This is a genomic window from Mycobacterium sp. MYCO198283, assembly GCF_021213805.1.
Classification (GTDB): Bacteria; Actinomycetota; Actinomycetes; order Mycobacteriales; family Mycobacteriaceae; genus Mycobacterium.
This window is the reverse complement of record NZ_JAJQJI010000003.1, coordinates 452,942-469,421: the sequence shown is the minus strand read 5'-3', so window position 1 is coordinate 469,421 and position 16,480 is coordinate 452,942. Positions and strand designations below refer to the sequence as shown.

Below are 16,480 nucleotides of genomic sequence, written 5' to 3'. Positions count from 1 at the left end.
TTCGACATTGAAACGCTGCGGTCGTTGTATCCCGGCGGCCCGGCGGACTACCTCGAACGCTTCACTGCCGCGTTGGATATCGCCATCACCTCGGGTTTCCTCCTGACGGCCGACCGCGAGGAGATCCTCGGCATCGCAGCAGTGACCGCCGCGGACGCCTTCCGGACAGCGGCTGACGGCGCCTAGCCTGAACCGGTGCCCGCACAGTCAGCCGCGATCGAGGTGTCCCATCCGCCGGAAGCGATGCTCCGCGTGGTGAATCCGGTGCTCAAGCGGGTGCTACGCACTCCGCTCGGCGGTGTGCTCACGGAGTTCATGGTGGTCAGCTTCACCGGGCGCAAGACCGGTCGGCGCTACTCGGTGCCGGTCAGCGCACACCACCTCGACGGCGAGCTGTACGTGCTGCTCGTGGCGCGGTGGAAGTACAACTTCAAGAATGGCGCGCCGGCCGACGTGCTGTACCGCGGAAAGTCCACACCGATGCGCGGCGAGCTCATCAGAGATTGGACGGTCGTCGGCGACGTCGGACACCGCCTCGCGGCGTCGTACGGCGTCAGCAAGGCGCAGCGCGCCATGGGGCTGAAATTCCGCGACGGAAAGCTGCCAACCATCCCCGAGTTCGCGGAGGCCACCGACCGGATCGGGTTGTCCGCGATCAAGCTGACACCGTTGCAGTAGCTCAGGCCTCGCTTTCGGCCTGCAGTCGGTCTATGACCTCGGCCACCGCGCGTGTCGGATTGGCGCTGCGCAGTGCGTCGTCAAGCACCGACGAGGGATAGTTCCGCACGCCCGGCACCGGCTCGCTCAAGTGCCGACGCATGACCGCCGTCTTGCGAGCGAACTCGTCGGGATCGGAAGACCGCCGGAGCGATTCGCGGTTCGCCTTCTCGACGGCTTCTTCCTTCGACGCACCGGTGACGTGCCACCCGCCGCTTGCGAATGACGCCCGCCACGTCCCGTCGGGCAGTTGCTCGGTGAGCGGGGTGAACGCCCACACCCAGCCGCGCCGTGGATCGTCCTCGACCGGCTCCACGGCTGGTTGATTGCGGGCCATGAAGCGCACCGCCTCGTTCGGGTCGTCGCCCGCATCGATCGCGTACTGCACCGCGGCGTCACGGGCGGCGTCTTCGGTGGCGGCGTCCGTCGACCAGTCGGCTCCCGGCCGCGAGGCGCGCCACGTTCCGTCCGACTGCTGCTCGGTGGTGACGAGCATGCGCCAGACACTCCGAAGGTCTTCGGTTCCGAAAGTCACGCGCCCAGATTAGTTGACGGACGAGGGGGCGTCCGACGGCAATTTCAGGCGTTGGCTGGCGTGCGGTTCAGCTTCCGCGACGAGACGACCAACGCCGCGAAGGTTCCGACGAGCCACAGCGCCAGCACGACGAATGGCAGCGCACGCTGGTGTTCCGGGAAGTAGGTCGCCGAGTGGATGGCGCTCACCGCTGCGCCGCTGGGCAGCGCGTGGTTGAGCAACGCGAAGGGCTGCGGCAGAAGCGACGCCGACACCGCGCCGCCGGACGAGGTGTTGCCGAGCAGGATGAACACCGCCCAGGTCGGGATGATCGCCCACCGGTGGATCAGCACCAGCATCGTCGAGTTGAACAGCGCGGTGATCGCCACTTGCAGCGCCAGCAGCAGCCACAATTCCCAGAACGGCGTCTGCAACGCGTCGAGCAGCGGCCCGGCCACCGCGGCGATTGCTGCGCCGCCGGCCACGGCCAGCACGCCGACACAACCGATCCACCGTCGCAGCGTCAGCGTCTTGACGTTGGCGCGGAGCTGGAACATCGTCACCAGCCCCAGAATCGTCGCGGCGATGATCGTGTAGAACGTCGCCAACCCGGCCGGATCGGTGGGCGGGAACGGGTTGAGATCGGTGATCGGCAGGCGGTACTGCCCCGGGCCGGTCTGCACGAGCTCGGTGAGCACGCGGGCGGTCGACGACCCGCTCGCACTCGACACCAGCAGCTGCGGTGGATTGCCGCCGGCGTCGATCACCGCCGTGATCTGTTGCTGCTCGACCGCCGCGATCGCTGCGTCACGGCTCGGATAGCTCACCATGTCGAACTCGTGCGCCCGGACCTGCAGCTCCTGCAGCAGCTCCGGCGAGGGCTCGCCGACCACGCCGATCGGCAGATGCCGCGGAAACGGCCGGCCCAGCGCGACCGTGTAGGCGTAGGCGAACGTCGCGCACATGAAGATCGCGATGGCGAGCACCGTTGCGGACGTGCGGATCTCGAGCGGGACGGCCAGCAGTCGGTCGGTCAGCCGACCGCGCGACGCAGGCGTCTTTGCCGCCGCGCCAGCCTCTTCCGCCATGCGCGCCAACCCTACGTGCCGTCTGACACCGCGGAGCGGGTTGCAGCAACTACCATCACCGCGTGCCCGCTGACCTCCGCGTCGAGGACCAGCCGCGCTATGTCTCCGGGCTGGCCGCGACCATGACGGTCGTCGCCATGGGCCTCGGTTACGCGATTGCCATCGGCGACCCCACGACCCTGTCCGCCAACCTGCAGGTCGTCTCGGCCGGGTTGCAGATCTTCGGCGGCACCTCGACGTTCATCGCCAGCTTGGCGACACTGACGATGGCCGCCACGGTGCTGTGCGCCGGCGCGCTGGGCGATCTCTACGGCATGCGACGGATGTACCTCGTCGGCTTGGCCGGTGCGGTCGCGTTCAGCTTGCTCGCGGCGGCCGCACCGGTCGCGGCCGTGCTGATGGTCGCCCGGGCCGGCGTCGGCGTGACGCTCGCCTTCCTCATCGGTCTGTCGCTCGCGATCACGAACGCGGTGTTCCCGCCGAACCGTCGGGCCGCGGCAATCGCCGCCTACTTCGGCGTCGGCTATGCGGTGGCCACCCCGCTCCCCGCCCTGGGCAGCGTGCTCGCTAACGCCGTCGGCTGGCGCGCGTGTTTCTTCGTCGTCCCGATCGTCGCCGCCCTCGGCTTGGCCGTCACCTGGCGCTTCGTGCCCGAGACCGTGCGCGCGCACCGGCGACTCGACGTGCCGGGCCTCACGTTGTTCGCGGTGGCGCTGCTGGCGTTCATCTACGGCATGTCCCGCATCCAGACGGGCATCGATGCCGCCGGCGTCGTGTCCATCGTCATCGGGCTGGCGGGCGGCTGCGCATTCGTGCTGTGGGAGCGACGCACCTCGGATCCGGCGCTCGACATGCGGGTGTTCCGGTCCAGCCGCTTCAACGCCGCGGTCACCGCCGGCATCGTGTTCAACATCGTCCTCGGCGGCTCGATGGTGCTGCTGGCGTTCTACCTCGTCACCATCCGCAAGGAGTCCGACGAGCTGTTCGGCCTGCTGCTCATCCCCGCGACCGGACTGGCCGCGCTCGCCGCCTTCTCCGCCGGCCCGGCCGCGAACCGGTTCGGCGCTCGCACCGTGCTGGTCGGCGGCTTGCTCAGCATGCTCGTCGGCCTGATCGTGCTGCGGACCTTCAGCCTCGACACGTCCCGAATCGTCGTCTTCGTGACGACGGCCTTCATCGTCGTCGGCGGCGCGCTCGTCACCACCCCGCAGGCGCAGATCATGATGAGCAGCGCGCCCGCCGATCTCGGCGGCGCGATCTCGGCGGTCAAGAGCGCGGTCAACGAGGGCGGCTACTCCCTGGGGCCGGCCTTGTTCGCGCTGGTCGGGATCAACCTGTTCCTCACCGACAGCGTGCACCACCTGTCCGCCGACGACGTCACCCGCGCCGAGGCCCGAGAGGCGCTGCAAACCGCGCGTGGTCACAGCGCCGCCCACCTCGTCAACCCGGAGCAGGCGCAGCTGGTCGTGGCCCACGCGCCGCAGAACGCAGTCGACGCCATCCACACGCTGAGTCTGATCATGGCGGTAGGGCCCGTGGCCGCGATCGTGCTGGCGCTGTGGCTGATCAAGCCCGCTTCCGGTGCCGGCGATCTCGATGCCTGACCGCAACGTGCTCGGCGGCCCACTGCAGGAGTGTGGCACCGACCCGGTCACCGGCTTCTACCGCGACGGGTGCTGCAGAACCGGACCCGAAGACCTTGGCTCGCACACCATCTGCGCGGTGGTGAGCGCCGAGTTCCTCGACCACCAACGATCAATCGGCAATGACCTCTCCACCCCGCGACCCGAGTACCGCTTCCCCGGCCTCAAGCCCGGCGACCGCTGGTGCGTCACCGCCCGCAATTGGTTGCTCGCTCACCACGACGGGCGCGCGGCCGCGGTGGTGCTCGCCTCGACGCACGAGAACACGCTGGAACTCATCCCGCTCGAGGTCTTGCAGCAGTACGCCGTTGACGTGCCCGACGACCTGGGTGGCATCTGACTTCGGCTCGTGTGTGCGGTTCCATACGCAACACGCCGCGGCCGGCGTACGAATTCGTACAAACGACGGGCGCGGTAAGGCGACCTCGAGGCTCCGAAGCATGGGCGCTCAATGGCCGACGCCTCATCGTTGGAAGCGGTCACTTCGAGCGGGGTCCGCCGTTAAGCTCTGCTGTCGCAGCACATGTCGCGTTTCGACCGACGCGATCGATGAATCTATTCGGGGGGTTTGAATGTTTCCACTCATGCGCCTGATGCCTGGCCGCTTAGCACTTGCGGTAGTGGTCGGCACGGTTGCAACAACGGCGGTCGCATGCGGCTCAGGCGGGGATGGCAACTCCGAATCCTCAACCGTTACCGTCCGCGAAACGCAGACCGTCTCGGTGACCCCTTCGGCGGCAGCGCCTCCGCCGGCGAACGCACCGGCGCCTACTAATGCGGCCCCCAGCGAGTCATGGGTTATGCCGGACCTCACCGGACAGAACCTCCAAGCAGCGCAGGACGCCATCCAAGCGCTGACGGGCGGAGCCGTCTTCTACAGCGGGTCTACCGACCTCACCGGACAGGGCCGGATGCAGGTTGCGGACCGCAATTGGCAGGTCTGCACCTCCACACCTCCGCCCGGCGCCACCATCACCTCGGCGACAAGCATCAGCTTCGGCGTCGTTCGAATCGACACTGAATCCTGCCCGTAGCCCGTCGAATCGGCAGTGGCCGCTATCGCGGCCACGCTTTCCATCAAGGAGTTGCGACGATGCTTGATCATGAGCAAGACGCGGCAGCCATACCGCTGCGAGATTTGCTCGGAGGATTGGATCCGAAGCTGTGCAAACTGCACTGCGCAGTGTGGAACGGCGAGGATCACCCGATCGATGTCCTCGCTCGAGACTGGAACGAATGGGTGCAATGGAGCCGGTGGCGTGGCGTTCGTGACGACTTCAACCGGCAATTCATCTTCACCGTGGCGCGGGATCGAAGCAACGCTGCGCGATGGCTATTCGGTGGCGTCTTCGAGGTCCTCACGCGCCATAACGTCCCGAACGCGCACTCGTACGACATCCAGCTGAGAAACGACTTGATGGGCGCCTTCGTCAAGCGGCTGTGGGTCACATTCCGTCCGCCTGGTCGGGCAACTCGGCTGAACTTCGAGACTCACCTCGATCAGATTGGGGTTCTCTCAGTCCTCGAACAGCCCTATGCGGGTGAGCCCTTTCCCGGCCACGGCCGCATCAATCACACCTTCAGGGAACTCGAGACGGCGGTGAAACAAGAGTGGACTGATTGGCGCGGCGCTCTTCAACACATGAAAGGGGTCTACGTCATCCACGACCAGGCCACAGGGATGGCCTACGTCGGATCGGCATACGGCGACACCGGCATCTGGTCCCGACTCAAGCAGTACGTCGAACAGTTGCACGGCGGTAACGTGGCGTTGAAGGAGCTGGTCGGTTCGGAGGGCGCCGACTACGCCCGGACTAACCTGCGCTTCGCCCTCCTCGAATTTTGGTCGATGCGGACCGACGACGACTACGTGCTCAACCGTGAGAGCTACTGGAAAGACGTTCTACTCACCCGGAAATTCGGATTGAACAAGAACTAGCAGGACCCGCTCAGCGGGCCGCAATCTTCGCCGTCTTCCGCGCCTCTATCCGTTCCCGTTGCGGCACAACGACATATTTCGGGTCCTTGGTCGACGCGACGCCGGCCTCGAACACGCCGAACCGCTGCAGCGCACTGCCGGAGAGCAAGGCCGCGCCGGACGCGGCGAGCGCCCACCGGTTGCGACCGCCGACCACCGCGCCGACGGCGCCGCCCACCGTCAGGAGCTCCGACGCCTGCCGCAGCCGGTGCGGCTTACCGGTCGTGTAAGCCTGGCCGACGAAGCCCAACCGCCGGTCCATCAGCCGCGACGCGCCGACCTCGAGCGCCGCGCCGGCGACCGCCATCCGGCGCGCCGGGCCGGACTCGCTGATCGGCGCGAGCACCATGCCGAGACCGCCACCGCTCGCGGCGGCCGAGCCGGTGAAGACAAACGGCAGATACGGATGCGCGACGTTCCACGCCGGAACGGCCGTCTGCGACAACAAGACTGCGGTGTAGGACGCCAGCCCGGGCGCGACGGCGGCCGCCGAGATGCCCGCGGGCCGGGCGGCGACACCCAGCAGGCGCCCGACCCAGGTGCGGCGGTAGCGCGCGGGCACCAGCTCGGCCACCGCGGCAAGCCCGGCGCCGGGGCCGTACGCGCCGAGGATCCAGGTGCCCATGCTCATCGGCGAGCTCGGCTTAGCGACACGCAGCATGTGGTGGAACCGCTCGGGTCGGCCGAGGTCGCCGATGAGGAAGTACATGCTCGCCAGCAGACTCACCAGCGCGCCGATGCGCGACCGCCGGGCCAACATGCGACGTCCCGTGAGGTCGGCGCCGGCCGCCAACAGCGCTGACCCGGCCGACAGCCCACCGGAGAAAAGGTAGGCCGCGATCATCCAGTTCCACACCGGCGACTTGAGGATCTGCCGCCCGTAGTACGACCGGAACTCGGCCCGAGGAACGGCGAGCTGCTCCTTCACGGTCGTCGGCCCAGGAACGCCGACACCGCCACACCCACCAGCGCCGACGCGGCCATGCCCGCATACCGCCACATCGCCCCGGCGTCGCGCGTGGGCACCACCGGATCGGGCGGCAGGCCGTACACCTCGGGCTCGTCGAGCAGCAGGAAGAAGGCACCGTCGCCGCCGACGCCGTCGTTCGGGTCGTGGCCGTAGAGCCGCGCTGAGGTGATGCCGCGCTCGTGCAAAGTCTCGACGCGCTGGGCCGCCCGCTCCCGCAGCTCGTCGAGCACGCCAAACTGGATGGAGTCGGTGGGACACGCCTTCGCACAAGCGGGTTCGAGCCCGTCGTGCAGCCGGTCGTAGCACAGCGTGCACTTCCACGCCCGCCCGTCGCCCTCGCGTCGCTCGATTACCCCGTACGGGCAGCCGGACACGCAGTAGCCGCAGCCGTTGCAGATGTCCTGCTGCACCACGACGGTGCCGAACTCGGTGCGGAACAGCGCACCCGTCGGGCACACGTCGAGGCAGCCGGCGTGCGTGCAGTGCTTGCACACATCGGAGCTCATCAGCCAGCGGAAGTCCTGACGCACCTCCGCGCCGGCGAGGTCGCCGGGCCGCTCGAAGCCGGGCATACCGAGGTCTTCCACCGTCGACCTCGCCGGCTGCTCGATGAACGCGACGTGCCGCCAGGAGTTCGCGCCCAGGTCGCCGGTGTTGTCGAACGACATGCCGAGCAGGTTGAACCCGTCGCCCTCCCCGGAGACGGGAACCTGGTTCCACTCCTTGCACGCCACCTCGCACGCCTTGCAACCGATGCACACCGAGGTGTCGGTGAAGAAGCCGACCCGCGGCGGGTGCTCGTCGTAGCCGGCGTCACCGGCGACGTCATGGAGCGGACCGAAGAAGCTGTTGCTCATGAGGTCCCCTCGGTGTGGTCCTTCGACCGCTCGGTGGTGTCGAGGTCGGTGCCGGTTTCCACCGTGATCCCGGCTCGCCGGCGATAGCCCGCGACGTAGTCGAGCACCGCCGGCCCGCGCGGCCGCCGTCCGGGCTGGATGTCGCAGGTGGCCACCTTGCTCTCCTGGATGAAGACGTTCGGGTCCGCCACCACGCCGAGCAGGTCGTTGACGACGTCGCCGTCGACCAGCCCGGAGCTGCCCCAGTGGTACGGCATCCAGATTTGGTGCACCACCTGATCTTCGACGCGCAGCGGCCGCATCCGGTCGGTGACGAACACCCGCGCGTCGACCGCCGCCCGGCTGGTGATGACGTGCGCCCACTCCATGTGCGTCAGCCCGCGTTCGGCGGCGAGCTGCGGCGACACCTCGACGAACAGCGCCGGCTGCAGCTCCGACAGGTACGCCAGCTGCCGGCTCATACCGCCCGCGGTGTGGTGCTCGGTGAGCCGCGCCGCGGTGAAGATGTAGGGGAATACGTGACCGCGCGGCTCGGGCGGCGACGGGTTCGACGGGTTGTCGTTGCGGCCGTATACCTTTCGCGCCGGGTTGCCCTGCTGCGCGTACAGCGGATTGCGCACCGGCGACTCGTGCGGCTCGTAGTGCGTCGGCAGCGGACCGTCGAGCACGCCGTTCGGCGCGAACAGCCAGGCCTTGCCGTCGGCCTGCATGATGAACGCGTCGTCACCCCTCAGGGCCGCGACACCGTTCGCGTCGTCGGGCGGGCGGTGGTCCGGCGGCTTCGTCTTCTCGAAATCCGGGATGTCGTAGCCGGTCCACTCGCCCTCTGCTGGATCCCACCAGACGAGCTTCTTGCGCTCGCTCCAAGGCCGGCCCTGCGGATCGGCCGAGCACCGGTTGTAGAGCACGCGGCGGTTCATCGGCCACGTCCAGCCCCACTCACTGTCATACGGGCCCTGCTCGGTGTGCGGTTTGCGTCTGGCGGCCTGGTTCACCTCGTCGGCGTACACGCCGCTATAGATCCAGCAGCCGCACATCGTCGAGCCGTCGGCCTTGAGTTCGGTGTAGCCGTTGACGGCGCCGCCGGTGGTGAGGTCGACGCCGTTGATGCGCCGCAGCACGTCCTCACCGGACGGCTCGTCGCCCTCCATCGCGTAGTCCCACGACAGCTCGAGCAGCGGCCGATCGCGCTCATCGGTGGAGCCGGCGAGCTTTTCGCGCAGGATCCGGCCGAGGTGGTAGAAGAACCACAGCTCGGAGCGGGCGTCGCCGGGCGGCTCGATGGCCTGCTCGCGCCACTGCAGCATCCGCTGCGTCTGGGTGAAGGTGCCGGCCTTCTCGACGTGCGACGCGGCGGGCAGGAAGAACACCTCGGTGCGGCAGCTCTCCGGCGCAATCTCCCCGGTCTCGACCTCCGGCGAGTCCTTCCAGAACGTCGCCGACTCGATCATCACCAGATCGCGCACGACCAGCCAGTCGAGGCTCGCCATGCCCAGGCGCTGCAGCCGGCCGTGGGCCGAGCCGACGGCCGGGTTCTGGCCGAGCAGAAAGTAGCCGGACACCTTGCCGTCGACCATGTCCATGACGGTGCGGTAGGTGCCGTGATCGCCGTTGATGCGGGGCAGGTAGTCGAAGCAGAAGTCGTTCTCGGCGGTCGCGTGCTCACCCCAGTACTCCTTGAGCAGCGACACCATGTAGCTGTCGGCGTTGCCCCAGAAGCCCTTTTGGTTCTTGCTCCTGATGTCGTCGAGATAGTCGGCGAGGGTCTCGTGACCGGCCTGCGGCATCGCCAGGTACCCGGGCAGCAGGTTGAACAGCGTCGGGATGTCGGTGGAACCCTGGATGCTGGCGTGACCCCGCAGCGCGAACACCCCGCCACCGGGCCGGCCGATGTTGCCCAGCAGCAGCTGGATGATCGCGCCGGCACGGATGTACTGCGCGCCCATCGTGTGCTGCGTCCAGCCGACGCTGTAGACCAGCGCGGCGGTCTTCTCCCGGCCGGAGTTCGCCGCCCAGGCCTTCGCCACGGACAGGAATTGCTCGGCGGGCACACCGCAGACACGCTCGACCATCTCGGGCGTGTAGCGGGCGTAGTGCCGCTTGAGGATCTGGTAGACGCAGCGCGGGTGCTGCAGCGTCGGGTCACTCGGGATCTCGCCGGAGCCGCCCTCCACCGGCGGTCCCCCTGAACCCGACTGGTACGCCGCGCTGCGCTCCTTCGATCCGGCGCCGCCGCCCTCCGGGTCGGTGTTCTCGTACTGCCAGGTCGACGGGTCGTACGACGCGGACTGGTCGTCGTACCCGCTGAACAGCCCGTCGAGGTCCTCGGCGTCCCGGAATCGCTCGTCGACGAGGTACGAGGCGTTGGTGTACGCGGTGACGTACTCCCGGAAGTCGAGCTCGTTGCTCAGGATGTAGTTGATGACGCCGCCGAGGAACGCGATGTCACTGCCGGCGCGCAGCGGCACGTGCTGATCGGCGACGGCGCTGGTGCGGGTGAACCGCGGATCGATGTGCACCACCCGCGTGCCGCGCAGCTTCGCCTCGGTCACCCACTGGAACCCCACCGGATGGGCCTCGGCCATGTTCGAGCCCATGATGACGATGAAGTCGGAGTTGACGAGGTCTTGCTGATAGTCCGTCGCGCCACCGCGACCGAAGGAAGCTCCCAGACCGGGAACTGTGGCGCTGTGTCAAATACGCGCCTGGTTCTCGATCTGCAGGGCGCCGAGCGCGGTGAACAATTTCTTGATCAGGTAGTTCTCTTCGTTGTCGAGCGTGGCGCCGCCGAGGCTGGCGAGCCCGAGGGTGCGGCGCAGGGTGTGCCGGTCGGAGTCGAAGTCCTGCCAGCCCCTATGGCGGGCGTCGAGCACGCGGTCGGCGATCATGTCCATCGCCGTGTCGAGGTCGAGGTCTTGCCACTCGGTGGCGTAGGGAGCGCGGTAGCGGATCTTCGTCTCGCGCTGCGGTCCGGTGACGAGCTGCTTGCTGGCAGATCCCTTCGGACACAACCGGCCTCGCGAGATCGGGCTGTCCGGGTTGCCCTCGATCTGGGTGACCTTGCCGTCCTTGACGTACACCTTTTGCGCGCAACCGACAGCGCAGAACGGGCACACCGAGTGGGCGATCGAGTCGGCGTCGGCGGTGCGCGGGGTGAGCGTCAGGCTGCGCTTGCTCTTCGCCGCCGCGCCGCGCCCGAGCTTGTCGTCACCGGTGAGCTGTCGGTACACCGGCCACGACTGGACGAGCCGCTTGAAGTCCATGCGCTCCCCTTTCCGGCGCGTGGATCCATCAAACCACCCGCGCGCCGGGGCTTCGAGGCTTTCGGCAGGGATACGGCGCCGCGATCCGCCGACTCCGCCGGGTTCTTTTCCCGATCTTGGAACCGCCCCTCTATGGTGCCTCTGTGCCTGAGATCGATCGCCGCAGCATGATGCTGCTGTCCGGAATTGCTGCGCTGGGGCTCACCCTCCCCACCCGAACCGCCAAGGCGGCGCCGGGGGACGCCGCAGCCCCGGCGAGCTACCTGTTCGCCGACGAGTTCGACGGTCCCGCCGGTTCGGCCCCCGATCCGGCCAAATGGACCATCCAGACCTGGGACGACCCGGTGGATCCGCCGGTGATCGGTCACTACCGCGACGATCGCCGCAACGTGTTCGTCGACGGCAACTCCAACCTGGTGTTGTGCGCCACCCGTGAGGGCGACCAGTACTTCAGCGGGAAGGTGCTGAGCAACTTCCGGGGACAGATCAACACCACCTGGGAAGCCCGGATCAAGCTCGACTGCATGTTCCCGGGGCTGTGGCCGGCCTACTGGCTGCTGAACCAGGACCCGCTGCCCGACGGCGAGATCGACATCATGGAGTACTACGGCAACGAGAGCTGGCCGCCCGGGACCACCGTGCACGCGGCGTCCAACGGGAAGACCTGGGAAGGCAAGTCCATCCCGGAACTGGTCGACCCCGGCTGGCACACCTGGCGGGTGCACTGGGGCGAGGAAGGCTTCCAGTTCTGGCGTGACTGGGTGCCCGGCGCCAAGCCCTACTTCGTGGTGGGCAACACCCCGATCCCGGTGCACGGCAGGCCCGACGACAAGCGCTGGCCGTTCGGCATCCCGGGCTACTGGCTGCAGGCGATCTTCAACCTCGCGGTCGGCGGTTCGGGCGGAGGCGATCCCGCTCGCGCTCCGTACCCCTCGTCGATGCTCATCGACTACATCCGCGTCTGGTAGACCGGCGGGTGCCGGCGGCCGTGGTTCCCCTGGTCGTCGGCGTACTCGGCGCCGCCATCAGCCTGGTCGGCGCCGGCCGCCCGTCGTTCTGGTACGACGAGGCGGCGACCATCTCGGCGTCCTACAGCCGTCCGCTGCCCGAGCTGTGGCAGCTGCTCGACCACGTCGACGCCGTCCACGGCCTCTACTACCTGCTGATGCACGGCTGGTTCACCGTGGTCCCGCCCACCGAATTCTGGTCGCGGGTGCCCAGCGGGCTCGCCGTCGGCGCGGCGGCGGCCGGTGTGGTGGTGCTGGGGCGGCAGCTGTCGTCACCCGCCGTGGGCATGGCGGCGGGGATGCTGTGCGCGATCCTGCCCCGGGCGACCTGGGCGGGAGTCGAAGCGCGGCCCTTCGCCATGTCGATGATGCTGGCCGCCTGGGTGACGGTGCTGCTGATCTACGCGGCCCGCCGCGCTAGCTGGTGGGCCTGGACGGCGTACGGTCTGCTGCTCGCCGTCTCGGTGCTGCTCGAGGTCTACCTGGTGCTGCTGGCGTTGGTGCACGTCGCGTTCGTGCTGCTGTTCCGCCGCGAGCGGGCCGTGCTGCTGCCGTTCGGGGCGGTGACCGCCGTGGTGCTGGCCGCCGTCGCGCCGTTCGTGCTGCTGGTGGCGTCGCAGGTGCGTCAGCTGGCGTGGATCACGCCGATCGGGTCCAGAACCGTCGAAGACGTTGCGGTGCAACAGTATTTCGACCGGTCACCGTGGTTTGCACTGCTGGCCGCCGCGGTGATTGCGGCCGCGGCGGCGATGGGGCTGACGTCTCGACGCCCCGTCGACCGACCACTGGTGACGCTGTCGGTGCTGTGGCTGGCCGTGCCGACCGCGCTCATCGTCGCCCGGTCCGCGGTGGTCGAGCCGCTGTACACGCCGCGATACCTGACCTTCACCGTGCCGGCGATGGCGCTGCTGCTCGGCACCTGCGTGGTGGCGGTGGCATGGCGGACCTGGGTCGCCGCGGCGCTGGTCGCGGTGTTCGCGGCGGTCGCGGCGCCCACTCACCTTGCGGTGCAGCGCGCCCCGTACGCCAAGTACGGCATGGACTACAGCCAGGTGGCCGACCTGATCTCGGCCGAGGCGAAACCCGGCGACTGCCTGTTCGTCAACGACACCGTGACGTTCCATCCCGCGCCGATGCGGCCGCTGCTGGCGGCACGGCCCGACGCCTACCGCCAGCTCGCCGACGTCAGCCGGTGGCAGCGGGCCGTCGACACCGACGGCGTGTTCGACACCAACCTCATTCCCGAGGCATCCGTTGGCCCGCTGCAGAACTGCGCCGTGGTGTGGGTGATCACGCAGGCCGATCCGCAGGCCCCGCGGCACGAAGCGGGCTCGGCGATTCCGCCCGGGCCGTTGTTCGGCGGCACCTCGGCGTTCGCCGTCACCCACGACGTGGGTCTCCGACTGGTCGAGCGGTGGCAATTCAGCCTGGTGCAGGTGCTCCGCGCCGAACGGTAGGCGTCAGGCCAGGCGCCGGGTGCCATCCGCCGCGCGCTGCGTAACGCCTCGCTTGTCGAGCTGTTCGAGCAGCGGGACCGCGACGCGTCGCGTGGTGCCCAGTGCCCGCTTCGCCTCGGCCACGGTGAACGGCTGGGGCAGCGTCGTCAGCACCTTGGCCGCCCGGTCGACGGCGTCGGCGCCCAGCACCACGCCGTCGGCGATCTTCGTGAGCCGGCCCGCTCTGATGCCGGCAGCCAGCTCCTTCGGCCCGAGCGTGAGGTCGGCCAGTTCGTCGGCCGCCGGCGCCCGGAATGGCTCGGCGGCAAGCCGTTTCTCGACGACCCGCAGGGCCGTGTCGACCCGTGGCGGCAGCTCGGCGGACGGCCGCCGGACGAGCCCGTCGGCCACCGTCAGCCCGGTGCCGGCGAGCAGCGGTGGCACCAGGTCGGCGACGGGCAGACCGAGGCGCTGCCGCAACGCCTCGATCGGCATACCGGCGGCGACGTCGTGCTCGGCCGCCCACTGCGCGACGGCCACCGAGACTGCCGCCCGCCGCGCCGCCCACCACTGCGGGTCGACGACCCACTCGCCGACCCGCGCCCCGTCGACGGGAAAACCCATGGCGCGCAGCTCCGTTGCAAGCGCGCAGACCGGCGGCGGGGCGGCGCCCGCGGCGAGCTGGGCAGCGCGATCGCGGGCCGCGCCCCGCCGGCGCAGCGCCGGCGGCCGGACGTCGAGCACCTCGACGCCCGCGGCGATCCGATGCTCGCCGGGATCGCGCAGCAGCCCGACGTCCCCGACGCGCAACGGCAACGGCCGGCTGAGCCGCAGCCTGGCGGCGGTATCGCCGAGCGGGCGGACGTGCACCGGCACCGCGGCGGAACCGATGTGCAGGACGAGTCGCTGGTGCAGCGTGCCGGGCGACCGCAACGCCACGTCGACCTCGTCGGTGTCGAGCCATGCGCCGGGTGTGCGCAGCGCATCGCCGCGGCCCACCTGGCGGCGGTCGACGCCCCGCAGGTTCACCGCGACCCGCGCGACGGCGCCGACCTCGGTCTCGTCGCGCCCGAGCGACTGCAGCCCCCGCACCGTGACCGGGCGGCCCCCGATCTCTAGCCGGTCGCCGACGCGCAGGGCGCCCGCGCCGAGCGTGCCGGTGACGACCGTGCCGGCGCCGCGGACGGTGAACGACCGGTCGACCCACAGCCGGACATCGGCGCCGCGGTCGGGTGGCGGCAGGTCGTCGGCGAGCCGCAGCAGCCCGGCGCGCACCGCGTCGAGGTCGATGCCGAGCGCTATCGGTGTGTGCGGCAGGCGGTTTCGGGTCTGGGCGATGGCGTCGGCCGGATCGGTGAGGTCGGCCTTGCTGATGACGACGAGCAGGTGGCGCACGCCGAGCGCCTGCAGCGCGGCGAGGTGTTCGTCGGACTGCGGCATCCAGCCCTCGGTGGCGGCGACGACGAACACGATCGCCGGCACCGAGCCGACACCGGCGAGCATGTTCGCCACGAACCGCTCATGGCCGGGCACGTCGACGAACGCGAACTGCCGCCCCTCGATCGCCGTCCACGCGAACCCGAGGTCGATCGTCAGCCCGCGGCGCTGCTCCTCGGCGAGCCGGTCGGGCCACATCCCGGTGAGCCGGTGCACCAGCGTCGACTTGCCGTGATCGACGTGCCCCGCGGTCGCTACGACATACACGCCAGCACCGCCTCGACGATCCGCTCGTCGTCCGCGGGCGCAACGGTGCGCAGGTCGAGCAGGCAGCGGCCGTTCTCCAGCCGGCCCACCACCGCCGGGGTGCCGGTGCGCAGCGGCGCGGCGAAACGCTCGGGAACACTCACCGCGGCGCTGGGCAATTCGACACCGGGCGCTCCCCCGCCGCCGACCGCCGCAACGCAGTCGACGGCCGTTGCATCGGGCAGCCGGGCCGCCAGCTTCGCGGCCCGCCTCCGCAGCTCGCCGACGTCGGCGCCGAGCGCCTGCGCGACGGGCGTGCGCGGGCCGACGAGCGTGGCCTCCAGCGCGGCGAGGGTCAGCTTGTCGACGCGCAACGCCCGCGCGGCGGGATGGCGGCGCAGCCGTTCGATCAGGTCGGCGTCGCCGAGGAGCAGCCCGGCCTGCGGACCGCCCAGCAGCTTGTCGCCGCTGGCGGTCACCAGGTCGGCGCCGTCGCGCAACACCGTGGTGGCGTCGGGTTCGTCGGGCAGCAGCGGATGCGGCGCCAGCAGGCCGGAGCCGATGTCGGCGACCAGCGGCGCGTCCAGGGCGCTCAGCTCGGCGACCGACACGCCGGACGTGAAGCCGCTGACGACGTAGTTCGACGGATGCACCTTGAGGATGCAGCCGGTCTGCGGGCCGATGGCGTCGGCGTAGTCGCGCAGATGGGTGCGGTTGGTGGTGCCGACCTCGCGGATGCGGGAGCCGGTCGATTCCAGGAGCGCGGGCAGGCGGAAGCCGTCGCCGATCTCGATGAGCTCGCCGCGGCTGACGACGATCTCCCGGTTCGGCGCGAGCGTCATCGCGACGAGCAGCAGGGCGGCGGCGTTGTTGTTGACGACGTGCACGCCGCCGGCGGTCGGCACGGCGCCGGCGAGTGCCCGCATGGCGCCCCGACCCCGCCGCGCCCGCTTCCCGGTGTCGAGGTCGAACTCGACGTCGGTGGCGCCGCTGGCGGTGACCACGGCGTCGATCGCGACCTGTGAGAGCGGCGCCCGCCCCAGGTTGGTGTGCACCACGACGCCCGTCGCATTGATCACCGGCCGCAAGCTCGCGGCACTCACCGGAAGCGCCGCGACCGCGGCGTCGGCGACCTCCTCCGGCGGAATCGCCCCGATACGAGCCCGCTGCTGGGCCTCGGCGATCACCGACTTGACCAGCGCACGGCCCAGCCTGCGCTCGGCGGCGGCCAGCCGCGGATCGGCGAGCAGCGCGTCGGTGCGCGGCACCCGGCGCCGGGGATCGTCGGTCATCACGCCATCATGACAACGCGCCGACGTCGGTG

15 protein-coding genes are annotated in these 16,480 nt (G+C 69.7%); 8 read left to right on the top strand and 7 right to left on the bottom strand.

Annotated elements, in window-relative coordinates; genetic code table 11:
* Both LV457_RS08995 and LV457_RS08990 read left to right on the top strand, forming a co-directional pair.
* Window positions 1-186: alpha/beta hydrolase domain-containing protein (locus LV457_RS08995; RefSeq protein WP_255701620.1), on the top strand; the 186-nt coding region annotated here is incomplete at its 5' end.
* Between the two features lie 9 nt (window positions 187-195).
* Window positions 196-678, top strand: a complete 483-nt coding sequence (locus LV457_RS08990) for a hypothetical protein (RefSeq protein ID WP_232170415.1) — start codon at window positions 196-198, stop codon at window positions 676-678.
* 1 nt (window position 679) lies between these two features.
* Here the strand turns inward: LV457_RS08990 and LV457_RS08985 are convergent, their stop codons facing one another.
* Both LV457_RS08985 and LV457_RS08980 read right to left on the bottom strand, forming a co-directional pair.
* Window positions 680-1,252: a hypothetical protein gene (locus tag LV457_RS08985; RefSeq protein WP_232170414.1), complete on the bottom strand. Its 573-nt coding sequence runs from the start codon at window positions 1,250-1,252 to the stop codon at window positions 680-682.
* A 44-nt stretch (window positions 1,253-1,296) separates the two neighbouring features.
* Entirely contained in the window at window positions 1,297-2,319 is a 1,023-nt protein-coding gene (locus LV457_RS08980; RefSeq protein ID WP_232170413.1) for a DUF3533 domain-containing protein, read from the bottom strand.
* Between the two features lie 62 nt (window positions 2,320-2,381).
* On the opposite strand from LV457_RS08980, the gene LV457_RS08975 reads away from it, so the two are divergent.
* The 4 genes from LV457_RS08975 (at window position 2,382) to LV457_RS08960 (ending at window position 5,901) form a co-directional block, all read left to right on the top strand.
* Window positions 2,382-3,923, top strand: a complete 1,542-nt coding sequence (locus LV457_RS08975; RefSeq protein ID WP_232170412.1) for an MFS transporter — start codon at window positions 2,382-2,384, stop codon at window positions 3,921-3,923.
* Window positions 3,916-4,302 carry a DUF2237 family protein gene (locus tag LV457_RS08970; protein WP_232170411.1) on the top strand — a complete coding sequence of 129 codons (387 nt, stop codon included), beginning with the start codon at window positions 3,916-3,918 and terminating at the stop codon, window positions 4,300-4,302. The genes LV457_RS08975 and LV457_RS08970 overlap by 8 nt, the downstream gene beginning before the upstream one ends.
* Window positions 4,303-4,762: 460 nt before the next feature.
* On the top strand, window positions 4,763-4,996 hold the full coding sequence (locus LV457_RS08965; protein WP_232170410.1) for a PASTA domain-containing protein: 234 nt from the start codon (window positions 4,763-4,765) through the stop codon (window positions 4,994-4,996).
* 59 nt (window positions 4,997-5,055) lie between these two features.
* Complete coding sequence (locus LV457_RS08960) at window positions 5,056-5,901, top strand: GIY-YIG nuclease family protein (RefSeq protein WP_232170409.1); 846 nt, start codon at window positions 5,056-5,058, stop codon at window positions 5,899-5,901.
* Window positions 5,902-5,911: 10 nt separating this feature from the next.
* On the opposite strand, the gene nrfD is transcribed toward LV457_RS08960, so the two are convergent.
* Genes nrfD through fdh form a run of 3 tightly spaced genes read right to left on the bottom strand, consistent with a single transcriptional unit; the run spans window position 5,912 to window position 11,030 of the window.
* Entirely contained in the window at window positions 5,912-6,868 is a 957-nt protein-coding gene (gene nrfD / locus LV457_RS08955; protein ID WP_232170408.1) for an NrfD/PsrC family molybdoenzyme membrane anchor subunit, read from the bottom strand.
* Window positions 6,865-7,767 carry a 4Fe-4S dicluster domain-containing protein gene (locus tag LV457_RS08950; protein ID WP_232170407.1) on the bottom strand — a complete coding sequence of 301 codons (903 nt, stop codon included), beginning with the start codon at window positions 7,765-7,767 and terminating at the stop codon, window positions 6,865-6,867. The genes nrfD and LV457_RS08950 overlap by 4 nt, the downstream gene beginning before the upstream one ends.
* Window positions 7,764-11,030 (bottom strand): formate dehydrogenase, encoded by a 3,267-nt coding sequence (fdh, locus tag LV457_RS08945; protein ID WP_232170406.1) that lies wholly within the window; start codon window positions 11,028-11,030, stop codon window positions 7,764-7,766. Before fdh ends, LV457_RS08950 begins: the two co-directional genes overlap by 4 nt.
* A gap of 152 nt (window positions 11,031-11,182) precedes the next feature.
* On the opposite strand from fdh, the gene LV457_RS08940 reads away from it, so the two are divergent.
* Together LV457_RS08940 and LV457_RS08935 are read left to right on the top strand one after the other, a co-directional pair.
* Window positions 11,183-11,998, top strand: coding sequence for a family 16 glycosylhydrolase (locus LV457_RS08940; RefSeq protein WP_232170466.1), 816 nt, complete (start codon window positions 11,183-11,185; stop codon window positions 11,996-11,998).
* A 20-nt stretch (window positions 11,999-12,018) separates the two neighbouring features.
* The gene (locus LV457_RS08935) at window positions 12,019-13,494 is read left to right on the top strand and encodes a glycosyltransferase family 39 protein (protein ID WP_232170405.1); all 1,476 of its coding nucleotides are present in this window, start codon (window positions 12,019-12,021) and stop codon (window positions 13,492-13,494) included.
* Between the two features lie 3 nt (window positions 13,495-13,497).
* On the opposite strand, the gene LV457_RS08930 is transcribed toward LV457_RS08935, so the two are convergent.
* Window positions 13,498-15,177 (bottom strand): selenocysteine-specific translation elongation factor, encoded by a 1,680-nt coding sequence (locus LV457_RS08930; RefSeq protein WP_232170404.1) that lies wholly within the window; start codon window positions 15,175-15,177, stop codon window positions 13,498-13,500.
* On the bottom strand, window positions 15,165-16,448 hold the full coding sequence (gene selA / locus LV457_RS08925) for an L-seryl-tRNA(Sec) selenium transferase (RefSeq protein WP_232170403.1): 1,284 nt from the start codon (window positions 16,446-16,448) through the stop codon (window positions 15,165-15,167). Before selA ends, LV457_RS08930 begins: the two co-directional genes overlap by 13 nt.
* Window positions 16,449-16,480: the final 32 nt, after the last annotated feature.